Origin of the sequence: Kitasatospora viridis (assembly GCF_007829815.1) — a bacterium.
Taxonomy (GTDB): Bacteria; Actinomycetota; Actinomycetes; order Streptomycetales; family Streptomycetaceae; genus Kitasatospora; species Kitasatospora viridis.
This window is the reverse complement of sequence record NZ_VIWT01000001.1, coordinates 1,516,948-1,532,576: the sequence shown is the minus strand read 5'-3', so window position 1 is coordinate 1,532,576 and position 15,629 is coordinate 1,516,948. Positions and strand designations below refer to the sequence as shown.

The 15,629-nt window shown below is 72.1% G+C and carries 13 protein-coding genes; 10 read left to right on the top strand and 3 right to left on the bottom strand.

The window, feature by feature from the left end:
- From FHX73_RS06880 to FHX73_RS06865, 4 genes are all read left to right on the top strand, one after another.
- Positions 1 to 807: a hypothetical protein gene (locus FHX73_RS06880; RefSeq protein ID WP_145904137.1), complete on the top strand. Its 807-nt coding sequence runs from the start codon at positions 1 to 3 to the stop codon at positions 805 to 807.
- Positions 808 to 956: 149 nt separating this feature from the next.
- Positions 957 to 1,889 carry a FadR/GntR family transcriptional regulator gene (locus FHX73_RS06875; protein WP_145904136.1) on the top strand — a complete coding sequence of 311 codons (933 nt, stop codon included), beginning with the start codon at positions 957 to 959 and terminating at the stop codon, positions 1,887 to 1,889.
- A gap of 501 nt (positions 1,890 to 2,390) precedes the next feature.
- Positions 2,391 to 4,040: an RNA polymerase sigma factor gene (locus FHX73_RS06870; RefSeq protein ID WP_145904135.1), complete on the top strand. Its 1,650-nt coding sequence runs from the start codon at positions 2,391 to 2,393 to the stop codon at positions 4,038 to 4,040.
- Positions 4,041 to 4,260: 220 nt separating this feature from the next.
- Positions 4,261 to 5,145, top strand: coding sequence for a S1 family peptidase (locus FHX73_RS06865; RefSeq protein WP_246213394.1), 885 nt, complete (start codon positions 4,261 to 4,263; stop codon positions 5,143 to 5,145).
- 106 nt (positions 5,146 to 5,251) lie between these two features.
- Here the strand turns inward: FHX73_RS06865 and FHX73_RS06860 are convergent, their stop codons facing one another.
- Positions 5,252 to 5,482, bottom strand: a complete 231-nt coding sequence (locus tag FHX73_RS06860; protein ID WP_145904134.1) for a DUF7455 domain-containing protein — start codon at positions 5,480 to 5,482, stop codon at positions 5,252 to 5,254.
- 509 nt (positions 5,483 to 5,991) lie between these two features.
- Between FHX73_RS06860 and FHX73_RS06855 the strand changes: the two genes are divergently transcribed.
- From FHX73_RS06855 to FHX73_RS06830, 6 genes are all read left to right on the top strand, one after another.
- Complete coding sequence (locus tag FHX73_RS06855; RefSeq protein WP_145904133.1) at positions 5,992 to 8,103, top strand: DNA gyrase/topoisomerase IV subunit B; 2,112 nt, start codon at positions 5,992 to 5,994, stop codon at positions 8,101 to 8,103.
- 165 nt (positions 8,104 to 8,268) lie between these two features.
- A complete protein-coding gene (locus FHX73_RS06850; RefSeq protein ID WP_145904132.1) occupies positions 8,269 to 8,754 on the top strand; it encodes a DUF1453 family protein in 486 nt (161 codons plus the stop codon).
- 31 nt (positions 8,755 to 8,785) lie between these two features.
- Positions 8,786 to 9,955: a sensor histidine kinase gene (locus tag FHX73_RS06845; protein ID WP_145904131.1), complete on the top strand. Its 1,170-nt coding sequence runs from the start codon at positions 8,786 to 8,788 to the stop codon at positions 9,953 to 9,955.
- Positions 9,956 to 9,983: 28 nt separating this feature from the next.
- Positions 9,984 to 10,817 (top strand): response regulator transcription factor, encoded by an 834-nt coding sequence (locus FHX73_RS06840; protein ID WP_145904130.1) that lies wholly within the window; start codon positions 9,984 to 9,986, stop codon positions 10,815 to 10,817.
- Between the two features lie 306 nt (positions 10,818 to 11,123).
- Positions 11,124 to 11,726 carry a DUF485 domain-containing protein gene (locus tag FHX73_RS06835; protein ID WP_145904129.1) on the top strand — a complete coding sequence of 201 codons (603 nt, stop codon included), beginning with the start codon at positions 11,124 to 11,126 and terminating at the stop codon, positions 11,724 to 11,726.
- A complete protein-coding gene (locus tag FHX73_RS06830; RefSeq protein WP_145904128.1) occupies positions 11,723 to 13,402 on the top strand; it encodes a solute symporter family protein in 1,680 nt (559 codons plus the stop codon). The genes FHX73_RS06835 and FHX73_RS06830 overlap by 4 nt, the downstream gene beginning before the upstream one ends.
- Positions 13,403 to 13,465: 63 nt before the next feature.
- Here FHX73_RS06830 and FHX73_RS06825 read toward each other — a convergent pair whose 3' ends face one another.
- Both FHX73_RS06825 and FHX73_RS06820 read right to left on the bottom strand, forming a co-directional pair.
- Entirely contained in the window at positions 13,466 to 14,473 is a 1,008-nt protein-coding gene (locus tag FHX73_RS06825) for a C40 family peptidase (RefSeq protein WP_145904127.1), read from the bottom strand.
- 219 nt (positions 14,474 to 14,692) lie between these two features.
- On the bottom strand, positions 14,693 to 15,595 hold the full coding sequence (locus FHX73_RS06820) for a ferredoxin family protein (RefSeq protein WP_145904126.1): 903 nt from the start codon (positions 15,593 to 15,595) through the stop codon (positions 14,693 to 14,695).
- Between the last annotated feature and the right edge of the window lie 34 nt (positions 15,596 to 15,629).

Sequence of the window (15,629 nt, the reverse complement as noted above, 5' to 3'; positions counted from 1 at the left end):
GTGCGCGTCCTCGCCTACGAAGCCCGCCGACTGCTCGGCGTCCGGTCCACCTGGCTGATCCTGGCCACCGCGCTGGCCCTCCAGGCGGTTCTCGCGGCCGTGGCGGTCCGGCACGCCGCCCCCGACCAGGTCCACGGAGCCGAGCTGGTCCGCTACGTCACCGCGTCGCTCCCGCTGCTGCCCGTCCCGGTCGCCGGCCTGGCCGCCGGACTGCTCGGCGTCCTCGCAGCGGGCCACGAGGTCCGCCGTCCCGGTCTGCCCGCCTCCCAGGTGCGCTACCTGGCCCGGATCCGCCTGTTGCTCGCCAAGCTCTGCCTGGTCGGCGCGACCGCCGCGCTGCTCGCCGCCGCCTCGCTGCCGCTCAACGCGCTGGTCCTGCGGCTGGCGGCCCCCGCCGGCACGGTGGTCGCCGCGGCCGACTTCCAGGCCGTGGAGCAGCTGCGCACCGACCACCGCCCGCTGCTCGTGCTGGCCACCTTTGCGGCCCTGGTGGTCGCGGCCGCCTGGACCGGGGTGCTCGCCGCGACGGTCTGTCGCAGCGCGATCGCCGGGTTCCTGCTGCTCTGCGCGCTGCCGATGCTGGTCGAGCTGCTCGGCGGCCCGAGCGAGCTCGACCGGCTGCGCCGGATCGGCCTGCCCTGGGTGGCCTGGGTGGCCCGCGCGCCCTGGGCCGAGCCGGCTTCGGCGCCGCTCGCCGCGCTGCGCTCCGCCGCCGAGCCGGTTCCCGCGCTCGGCGCGGTGCTGCTGCCCGTGCTCCTGCTGCTGGCGCTCTGCCTGCTCGGCCAGGCCCGCCGCCGGTCCTTCTGAGCAGGGCCTCGTCCCTGCGCACCCGCACGGAACGTCAGAGTCCGACTATCCGTCAGAACCCACCGCCAAGCCGCCAACTCAGCGACCGGTATGGCCATTTCTTCCTGATAAGAAGTCAATGATCCAGCCTCGGGCGATCACCCTTTCGTGTGCTTTTCACGAGAATCCTCAAGCCGCGCGCGCCGATCGCCGACAAAGGACGTGTGAGTACCCTTGCGCACCCCGCCATCACCGCCGCCCGCACCGCCGAGGCCCCCGTGCCCGGCGCTGCCGAGCTCGACCGTTTCCCCTACGCCGATCGGCCGACCCCGCCCGTCCCCCGTTGGGACGGGCCGGAGAGCGACCTCGCCCGGGTCGGCCGCAAGACCACCAGCAGCCGCGGCCGAGGCCTGCACGGCCAGCTCGTCCAGCAGCTCGGTCAGATGATCGTCTCCGGCGACCTGGGCGCCGACCGTCCGCTGGTCCCCGAGGAGATCGGCCAGCGGTTCGAGGTCTCCCGCACCGTGGTGCGCGAGTCGCTGCGCGTCCTTGAGGCCAAGGGCCTGGTCAGCGCCCGGCCGAACGTCGGCACCCGGGTCCGCCCGGTGGGCGACTGGAACCTGCTCGACCCGGACATCATCGAGTGGCGCGCCTTCGGCCCGCAGCGCGAGGAGCAGCGCCGGGAGCTGTTCGAGCTGCGCTGGGCCTTCGAGCCGCTGGCCGCCCGGCTGGCCTCCGGCCACGGCCGCGAGGACATCCAGCAGCGGCTGACCGAGCTGACCGAGATCATGGCCGCCGCGGCCGCGCAGGGCGATCTGATCACCTTCTCCCGGGCCGACGGCGAGCTGCACGCCTTGGTGTTGCAGATGGCCGGCAACCGGATGCTGGAGCACCTGTCCGGCATCGTCGCGGGTGCGCTGCAGGTCAGCGGCGGTCCGGCGACCGCTTGCGAGCGTCCCTCGGACAGCTCGGTCACGGTGCACGCCCGGCTGGTCGACGCGATCGGCAGCGGCGACGGCGCGGCGGCCGAGGCCGCGATGCGCACCCTGCTGACCGTCCACCCGGACGTCGAGCACGCGGTGCCCGCGCCCCGCGAGCACTGAGCGGCGCCGGCCACGGACTGCCGGCCGCCGTCGGACGGACCGTCAGCCGCGCCGCCGGTGGACGGCCGGCGGCGCCGACGGACCCGGCCGGTCGACGGAAGTCCTGGGCAGAGCCCTCCGGAGCGCCACGCGCGGCCCCACGGCCACACCGGAGGGCCCACCCCGGCCGGACCCGACGGGCCGGCGGCGGGACCGACGCGGCGGAGGCGGCCGGAGCGGCACCGGGCGGTGTGTGACCTGTGCCACGACCGGCATGCGTAACACTTGTGGAGCGGCAGCGATGTGTACGGAGCGGAAGCAGCTCCGGAATACCCGCACCATGTCAGAATGCTGTGTTGGTCTGCGGCGCTGCTGCCGTCCCACAAACCAGCGTCCCGCAAGCCCAGTCCTCGCGTCCGAGCCGGTCGGAAACCACCACCTGTCCCCGCGGCAGGTGCTTCCACGTCCTCTCGGGCGGTCCGGTACGGGTCCGAGTCCCACTCTTCGTCCGAGAGGTTGTTCGTGTCGGCCAGCACATCCCGTTCGCTCCCCCCCGAGATCGCAGAGTCCGCGGCCCTGCTCGCGCTCATCGAGCGGGGCAAGGCCCAGGGGCAGATCGCCGGTGACGACGTGCGTCAGGCATTCGAGGCGGACCAGATCCCGGTCACCAAGTGGAAGAACGTCATGCGCAGCCTCAATCAGGTGCTGATTGAGGAGGGGGTGGACCTGATGGTCAGCGCGGCCGAGCCGTCCGCCGCCAAGCGCAAGAGCGTCGCGGCCAAGAGCACCACCAAGCGCACCGCCACCAAGGCGGTCACCACGCGCACCCCGGCCGCCCCGACCAAGCCCCCGGTGCGCATCGCGCCCGCCGCGACCGTGGCCCCCGCCGCGGTGACTTCGGTCACCTCGGTCACCGTGATCGCCTCGCTGGACGACCCGGCGGGCGCCGAGCACGTCACCGTGCCCATGGCGGCCGCGTCGGCCAAGAAGGCCGTCGCCGCCGCGCCGGCCAAGAAGGCGGTGGCGAAGAAGGCCGCCGCCCCCGCGAAGAAGACCGCCGCCAAGAAGACCGCCGCCGGCAAGGGGGAGAAGTCCGAGGCGGACGAGGAGCTGCTGTCCGACGAGGAGCTGCTGGAGGACGTGGCGCTGCCCGGCGCCAAGACCGAGGGCACCGAGGGTGAGCCCGAGGAGGAGTCGGAGGGCTTCGTCCTCTCCGACGACGACGAGGACGACGCCCCGGCCCAGCAGGTCGCCGTCGCCGGTGCCACCGCCGACCCGGTCAAGGACTACCTGAAGCAGATCGGCAAGGTCCCGCTGCTCAACGCCGAGCAGGAGGTCGAGCTCGCCAAGCGGATCGAGGCCGGCCTGTTCGCCGAGGACAAGCTGAGCCAGGCCGACAAGCTCGCCCCCAAGCTCAAGCGCGAGCTGGAGATCATCGCCGAGGACGGCCGCCGGGCCAAGAACCACCTGCTGGAGGCCAACCTCCGCCTCGTGGTCTCGCTGGCGAAGCGTTACACCGGCCGCGGCATGCTCTTCCTGGACCTGATCCAGGAGGGCAACCTCGGTCTGATCCGTGCGGTCGAGAAGTTCGACTACACCAAGGGCTACAAGTTCTCCACCTACGCGACCTGGTGGATCCGTCAGGCGATCACCCGCGCGATGGCCGACCAGGCCCGCACCATCCGCATCCCGGTGCACATGGTCGAGGTCATCAACAAGCTGGCCCGCGTCCAGCGCCAGATGCTCCAGGACCTGGGCCGCGAGCCCACCCCGGAGGAGCTGGCCAAGGAGCTCGACATGACCCCTGAGAAGGTCATCGAGGTCCAGAAGTACGGCCGTGAGCCGATCTCGCTGCACACCCCGCTGGGCGAGGACGGCGACAGCGAGTTCGGTGACCTGATCGAGGACTCCGAGGCGGTCGTGCCCGCTGACGCGGTCTCCTTCACCCTGCTCCAGGAGCAGCTGCACTCGGTGCTCGACACGCTGAGCGAGCGCGAGGCCGGCGTGGTCTCGATGCGCTTCGGTCTGACCGACGGCCAGCCGAAGACGCTGGACGAGATCGGCAAGGTCTACGGGGTGACCCGTGAGCGCATCCGCCAGATCGAGTCGAAGACCATGTCCAAGCTGCGCCACCCGTCGCGCTCCCAGGTGCTGCGCGACTACCTGGACTGATCGACGACGGGCCGCGAGGTCCGGTGCTTCCCGAGGGCCCGGGACGGTTCGCCGTCCTGGGCCCTCGGGCTTTCTGCCGGGCTCCGGCCGTCCGATCCACGTTCGATCGAGCGGCCCGGTTCGCCCGTCCGGGTGCTTGGCGGTCGCCAAATGGGCACACAGGGTGAGATTCTGACTACGCTATGGCGGTTGCCCGCTGTCGAGCCGCTCGGAGTGCCTTGTGAAGTCCGTCTCGTCCGTTCCTTCCGGTGCCGGGTCCCGTTCCGGTCGCCCGGTCCGGCTGTCGGTCGGCCGCCGGCGGGCCGCCGCGCTGGCCTTGCTGACGGTGCTGCCGACCGCGCTGGTCTCGCTCGGCGCGGCACCGGCCCAGGCCGACCGCCGGATCGTCGGAGGGTACGCGGACAGCACCGAGCAGCATCCGTGGCTGGTGGCGGTGGCCAGCCGGGCGCAGTACGGGGGCGCCCGCTCCGGGCAGTTCTGTGGCGGCACGCTGGTGAGCTCGACGAAGGTGGTCACTGCCGCGCACTGCTTCTACGACGAGCAGGGTCGGCCCGTCACCCGCCCCGGGCTCACGGTGGTGATCGGCCGGACCGACCTCACGGGCCAGGCCGGCGTCGAGGTTCCGGTCAGCCAGGTCTGGATCCACCCGGACTACTCCTACGACCAGAACATGCAGGACGTGGCGGTGTTGACGCTCAGCAGCCCGCAGCAGGGCCGGGCGGTCCTGCCGATGGTCGGCCAGGGCGAGACGGCGCCGTACGCGCCGGGCACGATGGCCCAGGTCTACGGCTGGGGCGACACCACCGGCCACGGGAACTACTCCAGCACGGCGCGCGCGGTGGACGTCCCGATGGTCTCCGACCAGGAGTGCGCGCGGGACTACCCGGGCGGGTCGGACGGAGCGTTCGACGCGCGCGGCATGGTCTGCGCCGGTGAGGCGCAGGGCGGCCGGGACGCCTGCCAGGGGGACAGCGGCGGTCCGCTGGTGGTCGACGGGCGGCTGGTGGGCCTGGTCTCCTGGGGCACCGGCTGCGCCGAGGCCGGCCACCCGGGCGTCTACACCCGGCTCGCCGCCGTCGCGGACGCGGTCGATGGCCAGCTCTGATGGCGGTCGACCACCCCGGATACGACGCCGGGCGGCAGGCTGGTCAGCCTGCCGCCCGGTGGCCGGCCCGCAAGGGCCGACCTCAGCACGTCAAGGGGGCGAACGCTCAGCGCTCTTCGTTGGCGGCCGAGGCCGCCGTGGTGGCGAGACGACCGCTCTCGTCCTGTATCTCCACGGCGATCTTCTTGAGCTCCGGCTCGAACTTCCGCCCGTGGTGGGCGCAGAAGAGCAGCTCTCCGCCACTGGCCAGCACGACGCGCAGGTAAGCCTGGGCGCCGCAGCGGTCGCAGCGGTCAGCCGCGGTGAGCGGGCTCGCAGGTGTCAGAACAGTAGTCACGTCGCCTCTTCTCTAGCTCGACGAGCTGTCGTACCAGGGTGAACATCCAACCAGGCCGAAAACGTTCCCGCTCGTGGCTTTTCTTCTTTGAGGATTCTGCTGTGTTGATGAGGACGTGCCCCGGGCGCCGGTGGTTCATGCCTGCCGGAAACCGCGAGCTGTCTATCACTCGAACGCACCTTCGAACTGTTGTCCGAAGGTGGGCGTAGCATAATCCTCTGCTGGGTTGGAGCATAAGCCCCGTCCCGGGCACCCGGTAGCCTGCATCCTGGCAGCTCCAGCGCTCGTGACCGGTTCGACGGTCCGCCAGGACCCGTCGGGCGCGGGCGAGATGACGCTCTCCGGCGGCACACCGGACGCCGGTCGTGTTCGCGCAGCGCGTACAAGCCGCAGAGCCCGGCGCGGGTCGTACCACGGCCCGGTGGGTGTGCGGCGGGGGTGCCGGCAGGAGCCTGCCGCAGCAGAAGTCGGCCGGATCGAGTCAGAGTCTCTTGGAGGAGTGCACCGCCGTGAGTGCCGAAACGACCGTGTCGTCCGCCCTGCGGGCCGCGGAGGACGGATCCAACTACACCGCTCGGCACCTGCTCGTCCTGGAGGGGCTTGAGGCGGTCCGCAAGCGACCCGGGATGTACATCGGCTCGACCGACAGCCGGGGCCTGATGCACTGCCTCTGGGAGATCATCGACAACGCGGTGGACGAGGCCCTGGGCGGCTTCTGCGACCGGATCGACGTGCTGCTGCACGAGGACGGCTCGGTCGAGGTCCGGGACAACGGCCGCGGCATCCCGGTCGACGTGGAGCCGAAGACCGGCCTGTCCGGCGTCGAGGTCGTGATGACCAAGCTGCACGCCGGCGGCAAGTTCGGCGGCGGCTCCTACGCGGCCTCCGGCGGTCTGCACGGCGTCGGCGCCTCGGTGGTCAACGCGCTGAGCGCCCGGCTGGACGTCGAGGTGGACCGCAACGGCCACACCCACGCGATCAGCTTCCGCCGCGGCACCCCCGGAATCTTCACCGAGCTCAGCCCGGACGCCCCGTTCGACCCGACCAGCGGCCTGACCCGGACCCGCAAGGTGCCCAAGGCCCGCACCGGCACCGGGATCCGCTACTGGGCGGACCGGCAGATCTTCCTCAAGGAGGCCAAGCTCTCCCTGGAGAACCTGCACAGCCGGGCCCGGCAGACCGCCTTCCTGGTCCCGGGGCTGACCATCGTGGTCCGGGACGAGCGGCTCACCGAGAGCGAGCAGGTGGACGAGGCGGTCTTCCGCTTCGACGGCGGGATCGGCGAGTTCTGCGAGTTCCTGGCGCCCGACAAGCCGGTTTGCGACGTGCTCCGGCTGCGCGGCGAGGGCAGCTTCAAGGAGACCGTCCCGGTCCTGGACGACCTCGGCCACATGACGCCCACCGAGGTCACCCGCGAGCTCGGCGTGGACATCGCGCTGCGCTGGGGCACCGGCTACGACACCACGCTGCGCTCCTTCGTCAACATCATCGCCACCCCCAAGGGCGGCACCCACGTCACCGGTTTCGAGCGGTCGCTGGCCAAGACGCTGAACGAGGCGCTGCGCGCGAGCAAGCTGCTCCGGGTCGCCGAGGACGACGTCACCAAGGACGACGCGACCGAGGGCATGACCGCGGTGGTCACCGTTCGCCTGGCGGAGCCGCAGTTCGAGGGGCAGACCAAGGAGGTGCTGGGCACCTCGGCGGCCAACCGGATCGTCGCGGCGGTGGTGGCCAAGGAGCTGAAGGCCTTCCTCGGCTCCTCGAAGAAGGACGAGAAGGCCCAGGCCAGGGCGGTCCTGGAGAAGGTCGTGGCGGCCGCCAGGACCCGGGTCGCGGCCCGGCAGCACAAGGAGGCGCAGCGCCGCAAGACCGCGCTGGAGACCTCCTCGCTGCCCGCCAAGCTGGCCGACTGCCGCAGCGACGACGTCGACCGCAGCGAGCTCTTCATCGTCGAGGGCGACTCCGCGCTGGGCACCGCCAAGCTGGCCCGCAACTCCGAGTTCCAGGCGCTGCTGCCGATCCGGGGCAAGATCCTCAACGTCCAGAAGGCCTCGATCTCGGACATGCTCAAGAACGCCGAGTGCGCCTCGATCATCCAGGTGATAGGAGCGGGCTCGGGGCGGACCTTCGACATCGACCAGGCCCGCTACGGCCGGGTGATCTTCATGGCCGACGCCGACGTCGACGGATCGCACATCCGGTGCCTGCTGCTGACCCTGTTCCAGCGGTACATGCGCCCGATGGTCGAGCAGGGCCGGGTCTTCGCCGCGGTGCCGCCGCTGCACCGGATCGAGCTGACCAACCCCAAGCGCGGCCAGGAGAAGTACCACTACACCTACTCGGACGCCGAGCTGCGGCGCACCATGCTGGAGTTCCAGGCCAAGGGGTTGCGCTGGAAGGAGCCGGTGCAGCGGTACAAGGGCCTCGGCGAGATGGACGCCGACCAGCTGGCCGAGACCACCATGGACCCGCGCCACCGGATCCTGCGCCGGATCAACCTGGGCGACCTGGAGGCCGCGGAGCAGGTGTTCGACCTGCTGATGGGCAACGACGTGGCGCCCCGCAAGGAGTTCATCGTGGACTCCGCGGCCACCCTGGACCGGTCCAGGATCGACGCCTGACCGGAGGGCCCGGCGGGCCCTCCACCCGGTCGAGGAGGGGCTCTCCACCCGTGGGTGGAGAGCTCCTTCCGCGTGGGATCCACCCTGGCTCCGATCAAACCGGGGCCCGGAATCCGTAACGTCGTGACTGTCAGTGAAATCCCTCGGCAGGGACGGGGCAGTCCGATGACCAACGTCGTCAACATCATCGTCATCCTCGGGGTGGTGGCCTTCATCGTGAGCCGCCAGTTCCGGGCGCAGCAGATCAACCCGAACCGGCGGTTCTGGCTGGTCCCGATCATCCTCGCGGTCGTCGCACTGCGTGACCCGCACGTGATCGACCGGACGCACGAAGGCGCGGCGGTCGCCCTGCTGCTCGGGTCGGTGGTCCTGGTGCTGGTCATGGGGCTGGTCTGGGGCTGGACGGTGCGGCTGTGGCGGGCGAGCGACGGCAGCGTCTGGATGAAGGGCACCGTCGCGACCGTCGGCGCCTGGAGCGGGCTGATAGCCATGCGGGTCGGCCTGTACGGACTGGGCGCCGCGCTCCACGTTCACCAGAGTTCCAGCGCACTGCTGCTCACCCTCGGGGCGCTGCTGCTGAGCCGTAGTCTCGTGGTGAACTGGAGGGCCCGGTCGCTGGACGGCCCGCAGTCGCTGTACCCGGTGGCCTGAGATCGCCGCCGCCGTCGTGGAAGGACAGCAGGTGGAGGTGGAGAACTGGACGCGGTGGCCCTCACGGGAGGCCACCGCGGTCGAGGACCGGTCCAGGCCGGGGCAGGTGCTCTCCTTCGCCGGCCGGCTGGCCCTGCTGCTGAGCGTCACCCTGGGGACCGTCACCAGCGACAGCTTCACCGGCTGGCACGCGGTGGTCTCCTCGGTCGGGCTGGTGGCCACCGGCATGCTTTTCCAGCTCTTCTTCCGGCTCAGCCGGGCGCGCCGGCTCGGCTGGTCGCTCGCGGTGGCGGCCCAGCTGTTGGTCGTCGCCGCGCTCGCCCACCAAGCCGGTGCCACCGCCCTGCTCTCCCAGGTGATCTGGTGCGCGCTGGCCGTGCTCGGTCTGACCCGGCTGCCACTGGCCGCTGCCGTGCCCGTCTGCCTCGGGGCGCTGATCTCCTACTCGGTCAGCAGCCACGACGGTTACCTGGCCCTGGTCGCCACGGTGGTCGGCCTGCTCTTCCTGGGCTGGCTGCTGAGGCTGGACGCCGAGGCCAAGGCAACGTCCAAGCGGTTGGTCCAGCAGGAGCACGCGGCCCGGGCGGCCGAGGCGGAGACCGCGGCGCTGGACGAGCGGGCCCGGATCGCCCGGGAGATCCACGACGTGCTCGCGCACAGCCTCTCCGCCCAGCTGGTCCACCTGGAGGCGGCCCGACTGATGCTGGACGGCGGGGCCGACCGGGAGCAGATCAGGGAGCGCGTGGTGGCCGCCCGCCGCATGGCGCAGGAGGGGCTGACCGAGACGAAGCAGGCGCTCTCCGCGCTGCGCGGAGAGTTCACCACGGTGGGGGAGTTCCTGGTGGAGCTGGCCGAGCGGGAGCAGGCCGAGCTGGCCGTGACGGGCACGCCCCGTCCGCTCGGCGCCGAGACCGGCCTGGCGGTCCGCCGCACGGCCCAGGAGGCACTGACCAACATCCGCAAGCACGCACCCAAGGCCCGGCGCACGGTGCGGCTGAGTTACCTGGCACAGGAGGTGGAACTGGAGATCAGGAACGGGGAGAGCCCGGGAGCGGGGAGCGAGGTGTCGGCCGAGCTGGCGGAGAGCGGCAGCGGGTACGGTCTGCTGGGGATGCGGGAGCGCGCCGAACTGCTCGGCGGCACCCTGTCGGCCGGGCCGGCGGACGGCGGCTGGTCGGTGCGGCTGCGGCTCCCCGCGTGATCGGCTGACAGGGAGCGGGGAACGGCGAATGAACGAGCAGGGTGGGGCCGCCGGGGGGCCGGCGATCCGGGTGCTGGTGGCCGACGACCAGACCGTGGTGCGCGAGGGAATCGTGATGCTGCTCGGGCTGCTGCCCGGGATCGAGGTGGTGGGCGCGGCGGGGGACGGCGAGGAGGCGGTGCGGCTGGTCGCCGAACTGGCGCCGGACGTGGTCCTGATGGACCTCAGGATGCCGCGCTGCGACGGGGTCACGGCGACCCGACGGATCCGTGCAGACCACCCCGGCACGGAGGTGGTGGTGCTGACCACCTACGCCGAGGACGACTCGCTCTTCCCCGCATTGCAGGCGGGAGCCCGTGGCTTTCTCACCAAGGACGCCGGAGCGGAGCAGATCGCCCGCGCGATCAGCGATGTCCGCTCCGGTGCGGCCGGATTGTCGCCGCAGATCCAGCTGAGGCTGCTGGAGCGGTTCGCCGCACCCGGCCCGAGCACGGGGGAGCCGACTCCGTCCGACCCGGGCGCCTCCGATGCCCCCAATGCCTCAAGTGCCTCGCGCGCCCCCAATGCGCCCTCTCCCGCCCCATCAGTCACAGGTCCGGCTGACGTGCCGCCAACTGCGTTCTCCCGTACCGGTCCACCGTCCAATGCGGCCGAGCTGCCGGACGGTCTGACGGTCCGTGAGGCCGAGGTGCTGGCGTTGATCGCCGACGGGCTCTCCAATGCGGAAATCGCCGCCGCACTATTCGTCAGTCCGGCCACCGTGAAAACACATATCAACAATCTATTCGCCAAAACTGCGGTGAGGGATCGCGCCCAGGCGGTCAGTTATGCGTTCCGACATGGTCTTTTGCGGAGTTCGTAGGCGGAGCTGCCTCACCACATCGGGTGAAATGTCGAGCTGAATGCCTTGTTTCTGTTTCTGACCCGCCATCATTGTGCCGTCAGGGCGCCGTCGGTACGCCGAATGGATCTTCGGGGCGGGTCGTCCGGAGTGCCCGGTGCCGATACCGACGCCCACCGCTCGGTGGCGCGTCCCGGGCCAGGAGCAGCATTGGCACAGCACGAAGTCACCGGACCAGCCGGTCGGACGCCCCGGCAGGGTCAGCGTTACGACTGGTGGCCGGCCCCCGGCGGGGCCGACCCCCAGGCGACCGTCCAGCGGTCGGCCATGCCCGATCAGTCCGCTGCCGAGGGCCGCGCCGCAGCGGCCTCCTCCTCAGCGCTGTCCGCACACTCGGCGCTCCCGGAGCCGGTGCAGGAGGCCGAGCACGAGTTCCTGTCCGCAGGTCGGCCGAGCGCGGGCGGTAGCACCGCCCGGTCCGGCCCGCTCCCCGGGGCTGCCCGGTCGGCCCGTTCGGTGCTCGCCGGGGCGACGGCCTCCGCCGCCCTGCCGGCACAGCGCCCAGCCGCTCCGGCGGCGGGCGCCGGGCTGCTGGAGGAACCGGACCGGAACCCGGCAGCCGCCGAGGTCTACCGCGAGGTCCAGCAGAGCCAGGCCTTCCAGGAGATCCGCGGCGCCTACCGCCGTTTCGTCTTCCCCGCGACGGCCGTCTTCCTCGGCTGGTACCTGTTCTACGTCACCGCCCAGGCCGCCGCGCCCGATCTGATGCGGACCCAACTGGCCGGGCCGTTCAGCGTGGCGTGGCTGCTCGGGCTGCTGCAGTTCGTCTCCACCTTCGTGATCACCTGGCTCTACTCCCGCAACGCCCACACCAAGCGTGACCGAGCCGCCCTCGGCCTGCGCTGGGACACTCAGGACCAGCTTCGATGAACCGATTCAGTCTGCTCAGCGCCCCCGGCACCCCGCTCGCCACCGTGCTGCCGCCGTTCCCGCACACCGCCCCCGCGCGCCAGGAGCACCACAGCCTGGCGGTGGTGCTCTTCGCCCTGGTGGTCGTGGTCACCCTGGCGATCACCCTCTGGGTGGGCCGGCGCGGCCAGGCCGCCGAGGACTTCTACGCCGGCGGGCGGGACTTCGGCCCGTTCCAGAACGGCATCGCGCTCTCCGGCGACTACCTCTCCGCGGCCTCCTTCCTCGGCGTCACGGGCCTGATCGCGCTCTACGGCTACGACGGCATGCTGTACAGCATCGGCTTCCTGGTCGCCTGGCTGGTGGTGCTGATGTGGGTGGCCGAACTGGTGCGCAACACCGGCCGGTACACCCTGGCCGATGTGCTGGCCACCCGGATGCGCCAGCGACCGGTGCGGGCCGCCGCCGGCACCGCCAGCGTGGTCGTCACCCTGCTCTACCTGATCGCCCAGATGGTCGGCGCGGGCAGCCTGGTGGCCCTGCTGCTCGGCACCACCGGCTCGGCCGCCAACACCTGGACCATCGTCGCCGTCGGCGCCCTGATGATCATCTACGTGACGGTCGGCGGCATGCGCGCCACCACCTGGATCCAGATCGTCAAGGCCGGGATGCTGATGGTCGGTGCCGTGCTGCTGACCGTCTGGGTGCTGCTCCGGTTCCACTTCGACCTGGCCGACCTGATGCGTGCCGCCGCGCACGGCAGCGGCGCCGGCAACAGCTACCTGGAGCCCGGTCTGAAGTACGGCGAGTCCACCACCAGCCGGTTGGACTTCGTCAGCCTCGGCATCGCCCTGGTGCTCGGCACCGCGGGCCTGCCGCACATCCTCTCCCGCTTCTACACCGTGCCCACCGCGCGGGCCGCCCGGCGCTCGGTGATCTGGGCGATCGGTCTGGTCGGCGCGTTCTACCTGATGACCATCGTGCTGGGCCTGGGGGCCACCGCGCTGGTCGGCTCCAAGGCGGTCAAGGCCGCCAACCCGGCCGGCAACACCGCCGTCCCGCTGCTCGCGCTCAACCTCGGCGGCGGTGAGGGCAGCACCGGCGGCACGCTCTTCTTCGCCATCACCTCGGCGATCGCCTTCGCCACCATCCTCGCGGTGGTGGCCGGCCTGACCCTGGCCTCCTCCGTGTCTTTCGCCCACGACCTCTACGCACAGGCCTTCCGCCGCCCGCACCTCCCGCCGGTGACGGAGCGTCAGGAGGTGGTGATGGCCCGTGCCGCCGCCGTGGTGATCGGCGGTCTGGCGATCGTGCTGAGCCTGTTCGCCCAGCGGCTCAACGTGGCCTTCCTGGTCTCGCTGGCCTTCGCGGTGGCGGCCTCGGCCAACCTGCCGACGCTCATCTACAACCTGTTCTGGCGCCGCTTCACCACCCGCGGGGCCTGCTGGGCGACCTACGGCGGTCTGGTGCCGGCCCTGGTCCTGGTGCTCTTCTCGCCGGTCGTCTCCGGCGCCAAGACCGCCATGTTCCCCGGGGTGGACTTCCACTGGTTCCCGCTGGAGAACCCCGGCCTGATCTCGATCCCGCTGGGCTTCCTGCTCGGCTGGGTCGGCACGGTCAGCGGCGAGGAGCGGGCCGACCCGGACAAGTTCGCCGAGCTGGAGGTGCGCTCGCTCACGGGCGCCGGGGCGGTCTGACCGCAGCCGTGGCAGCAACGGACCCCGGGCGCGCAGGCGCCCGGGGTCCCGTCCGTCCGGCCGTCAGGGACGGCCCATGAAGCTCGGCCAGTAGCCGTGGTTGAGGTGCGAGATCCGGACCGTGGTGCCCGGCTTGGCGGCCTCCACGAACTTGTCGTCGCCCAGGTAGATGGCACCGTGGTGGATGCCGCCGGGAGTCCCGTCGTAGGACCAGAAGAGCAGGTCGCCGCGGCGCAGCCGGCTCGCGTCGATCGGAGTGGTGGCCAGGTACTGGTCGTCGGCCACCCGCGGCAGGTCGATCCCGGCCCGGCGGAAGGACTGCTGGATCAGGCCGGAGCAGTCGTAGCCGTTCGGGCCGTTGCCGCCCATCACGAAGGGCTTGCCGAGCTGGGCCAGGGCGAACTGCACGGCCGTCTCCACCGAGCCGCGGGAGGCCGTCGGCGCCGGGCGGCTGCGCGACTCGCCGTTGTCCGCCGAGCTGGACCCGGTGTCGGAGCCGGAGCCGGAGTTGGTCCGCTCCAGGTAGACGTCCCGGTGGCTGGTGTAGCGCCACTCGCCGGCCTCGTTGCGGAACCAGTAGACCGAGCCGTCCCAGCCCTGCCGCATGCCGCCGTCACTGTCGCTGTCGGTGGTGGCGCTGTCGTCCGTGCCCGACACGGTGTCGTCCATGCCGGACGCGCTGTCGTCGGTGGCGCCTGTGGCGCCCGTGTCGTCGGTGGCGTCGACCGGATCGGTGGCGTCGGTCGAGTCGTCCGTGGCGTTCACGTCGTCCGAGGCGCTGGTGTCGTCGGTGCCCGAGGTGCCGTCGTCCGTGGCGTTCGCGCCGTCGGTGCCGTAGACGGTGTCCTGCCCGTCCGGGTCGTCGGCGAAGGCCGCGGCCGGCTGGGCGGTCGGCGCCGCCGTCGCGGGGGCGGCGACCGCGAGGTCGGCTCCCAGCGCGATCGAGCCGGCCCCCGCCACCATGGCGGCGGCCAGGCCGACCCGGTGGCGCAGCCGAGCCGCGCGGTGGGTCGGCGGGGTGGACGGGTCGGCGGTGGGCGGGGTGGCTATGGAGTTCAGGTCCGGCTTCATTTCCGGTCGCATCCTTCCGTGCGCCCGGCCGGGCGGCCGGGACGGCGGGGCCGGGCCCATGACGGGGCCGGCGCCGCGCAGCACCGCGGCTTCCGGTTCGAGTGCGGAGGCCGCTCAGGTGGGGTGGTCCCACCGCGGCCACGCTAGGCAGGGCCCGGCCGCCGCGCTGCGGTGGAGTGCGCCGTTGGAGCGGTCACGCTCCGTCAAGGCGACCCGGAGTCAGAGCGCGGACACCGAGCGGACGTCCATCCGGACCGGGTTCCCCGGCGCCTTGCCGCAGCTCTCCGGGCGGGCCGGTTCGGCCCGCGTCGCCGCCACCTCGACCCGCCAGGCCCGGCCGTCGGTGTGCCGCACGGTGCAGGTCCAGCCGCCCTCCGCCAGCGGCTCCTGATCGACCGTCAGGGATTCGGCGTGCTGATCGCCGGTCAGCTCGCGGACCGCGTGCTCCGAGGCCTGCCCCGGCCGGTCCCAACAGGACCGGCCACGGGAGTGGGTGGGTTCGGTGAGCCCGGCGGCGGTGGCCGCCAGGACCGACTTGGCGCCGGCCTCGGTGAGCCGCCCGTAGGCGTAGCCGTAGGGCAGCACCAGCATGGTGGGGGAGAACCGGTGCCCGCCCAGGTGGGTGACCTCCCAGACCTCGCTGTGCCCGGCGGTGGCCAGCTCGGCGGCCAGCGGTCGCCCGAGCAGCGCGCAGCAGCGGTCGCGGCGCCCGTTGGTGCACACCAGGGCCAGCGGACCGCCGTGGTGCGGCTCGCCGAAGCCGCCGTGCTCGCCGGCGCCCAGTGCGGCGAAGTCCAGCTCCAGCAGTTCGGCGGGCGTGGCGAGCTCGGCCCGCCGGATCCAGCCCCGCCCGGGCACGGTGTGCGCCAGCACCACCTGGTGGCGCACGGCCGGCCGGTCGTCGGCGTGCCGTCCCGGGCGGCGGATCAGCGCGATCCGCACCCCGGTGCCCTCGCAGGCCCGGTCCAGGGCCCGGCCGAGCTCGGTGTCGAGGTGACTTTCGGTCAGCGCCTTGGCGCCCCACGGGCCGGACTGCTCGATCAGCAGCCAGGTGGTGGCGGTGGCGGCGGTGGCGGCCAGCGGTTCCGCCAGCTCGTTCGACAGGCTCGTACAGGTGATCACCCGGGTCACCCTACCGGCGTGCGGTAGGTGCGAC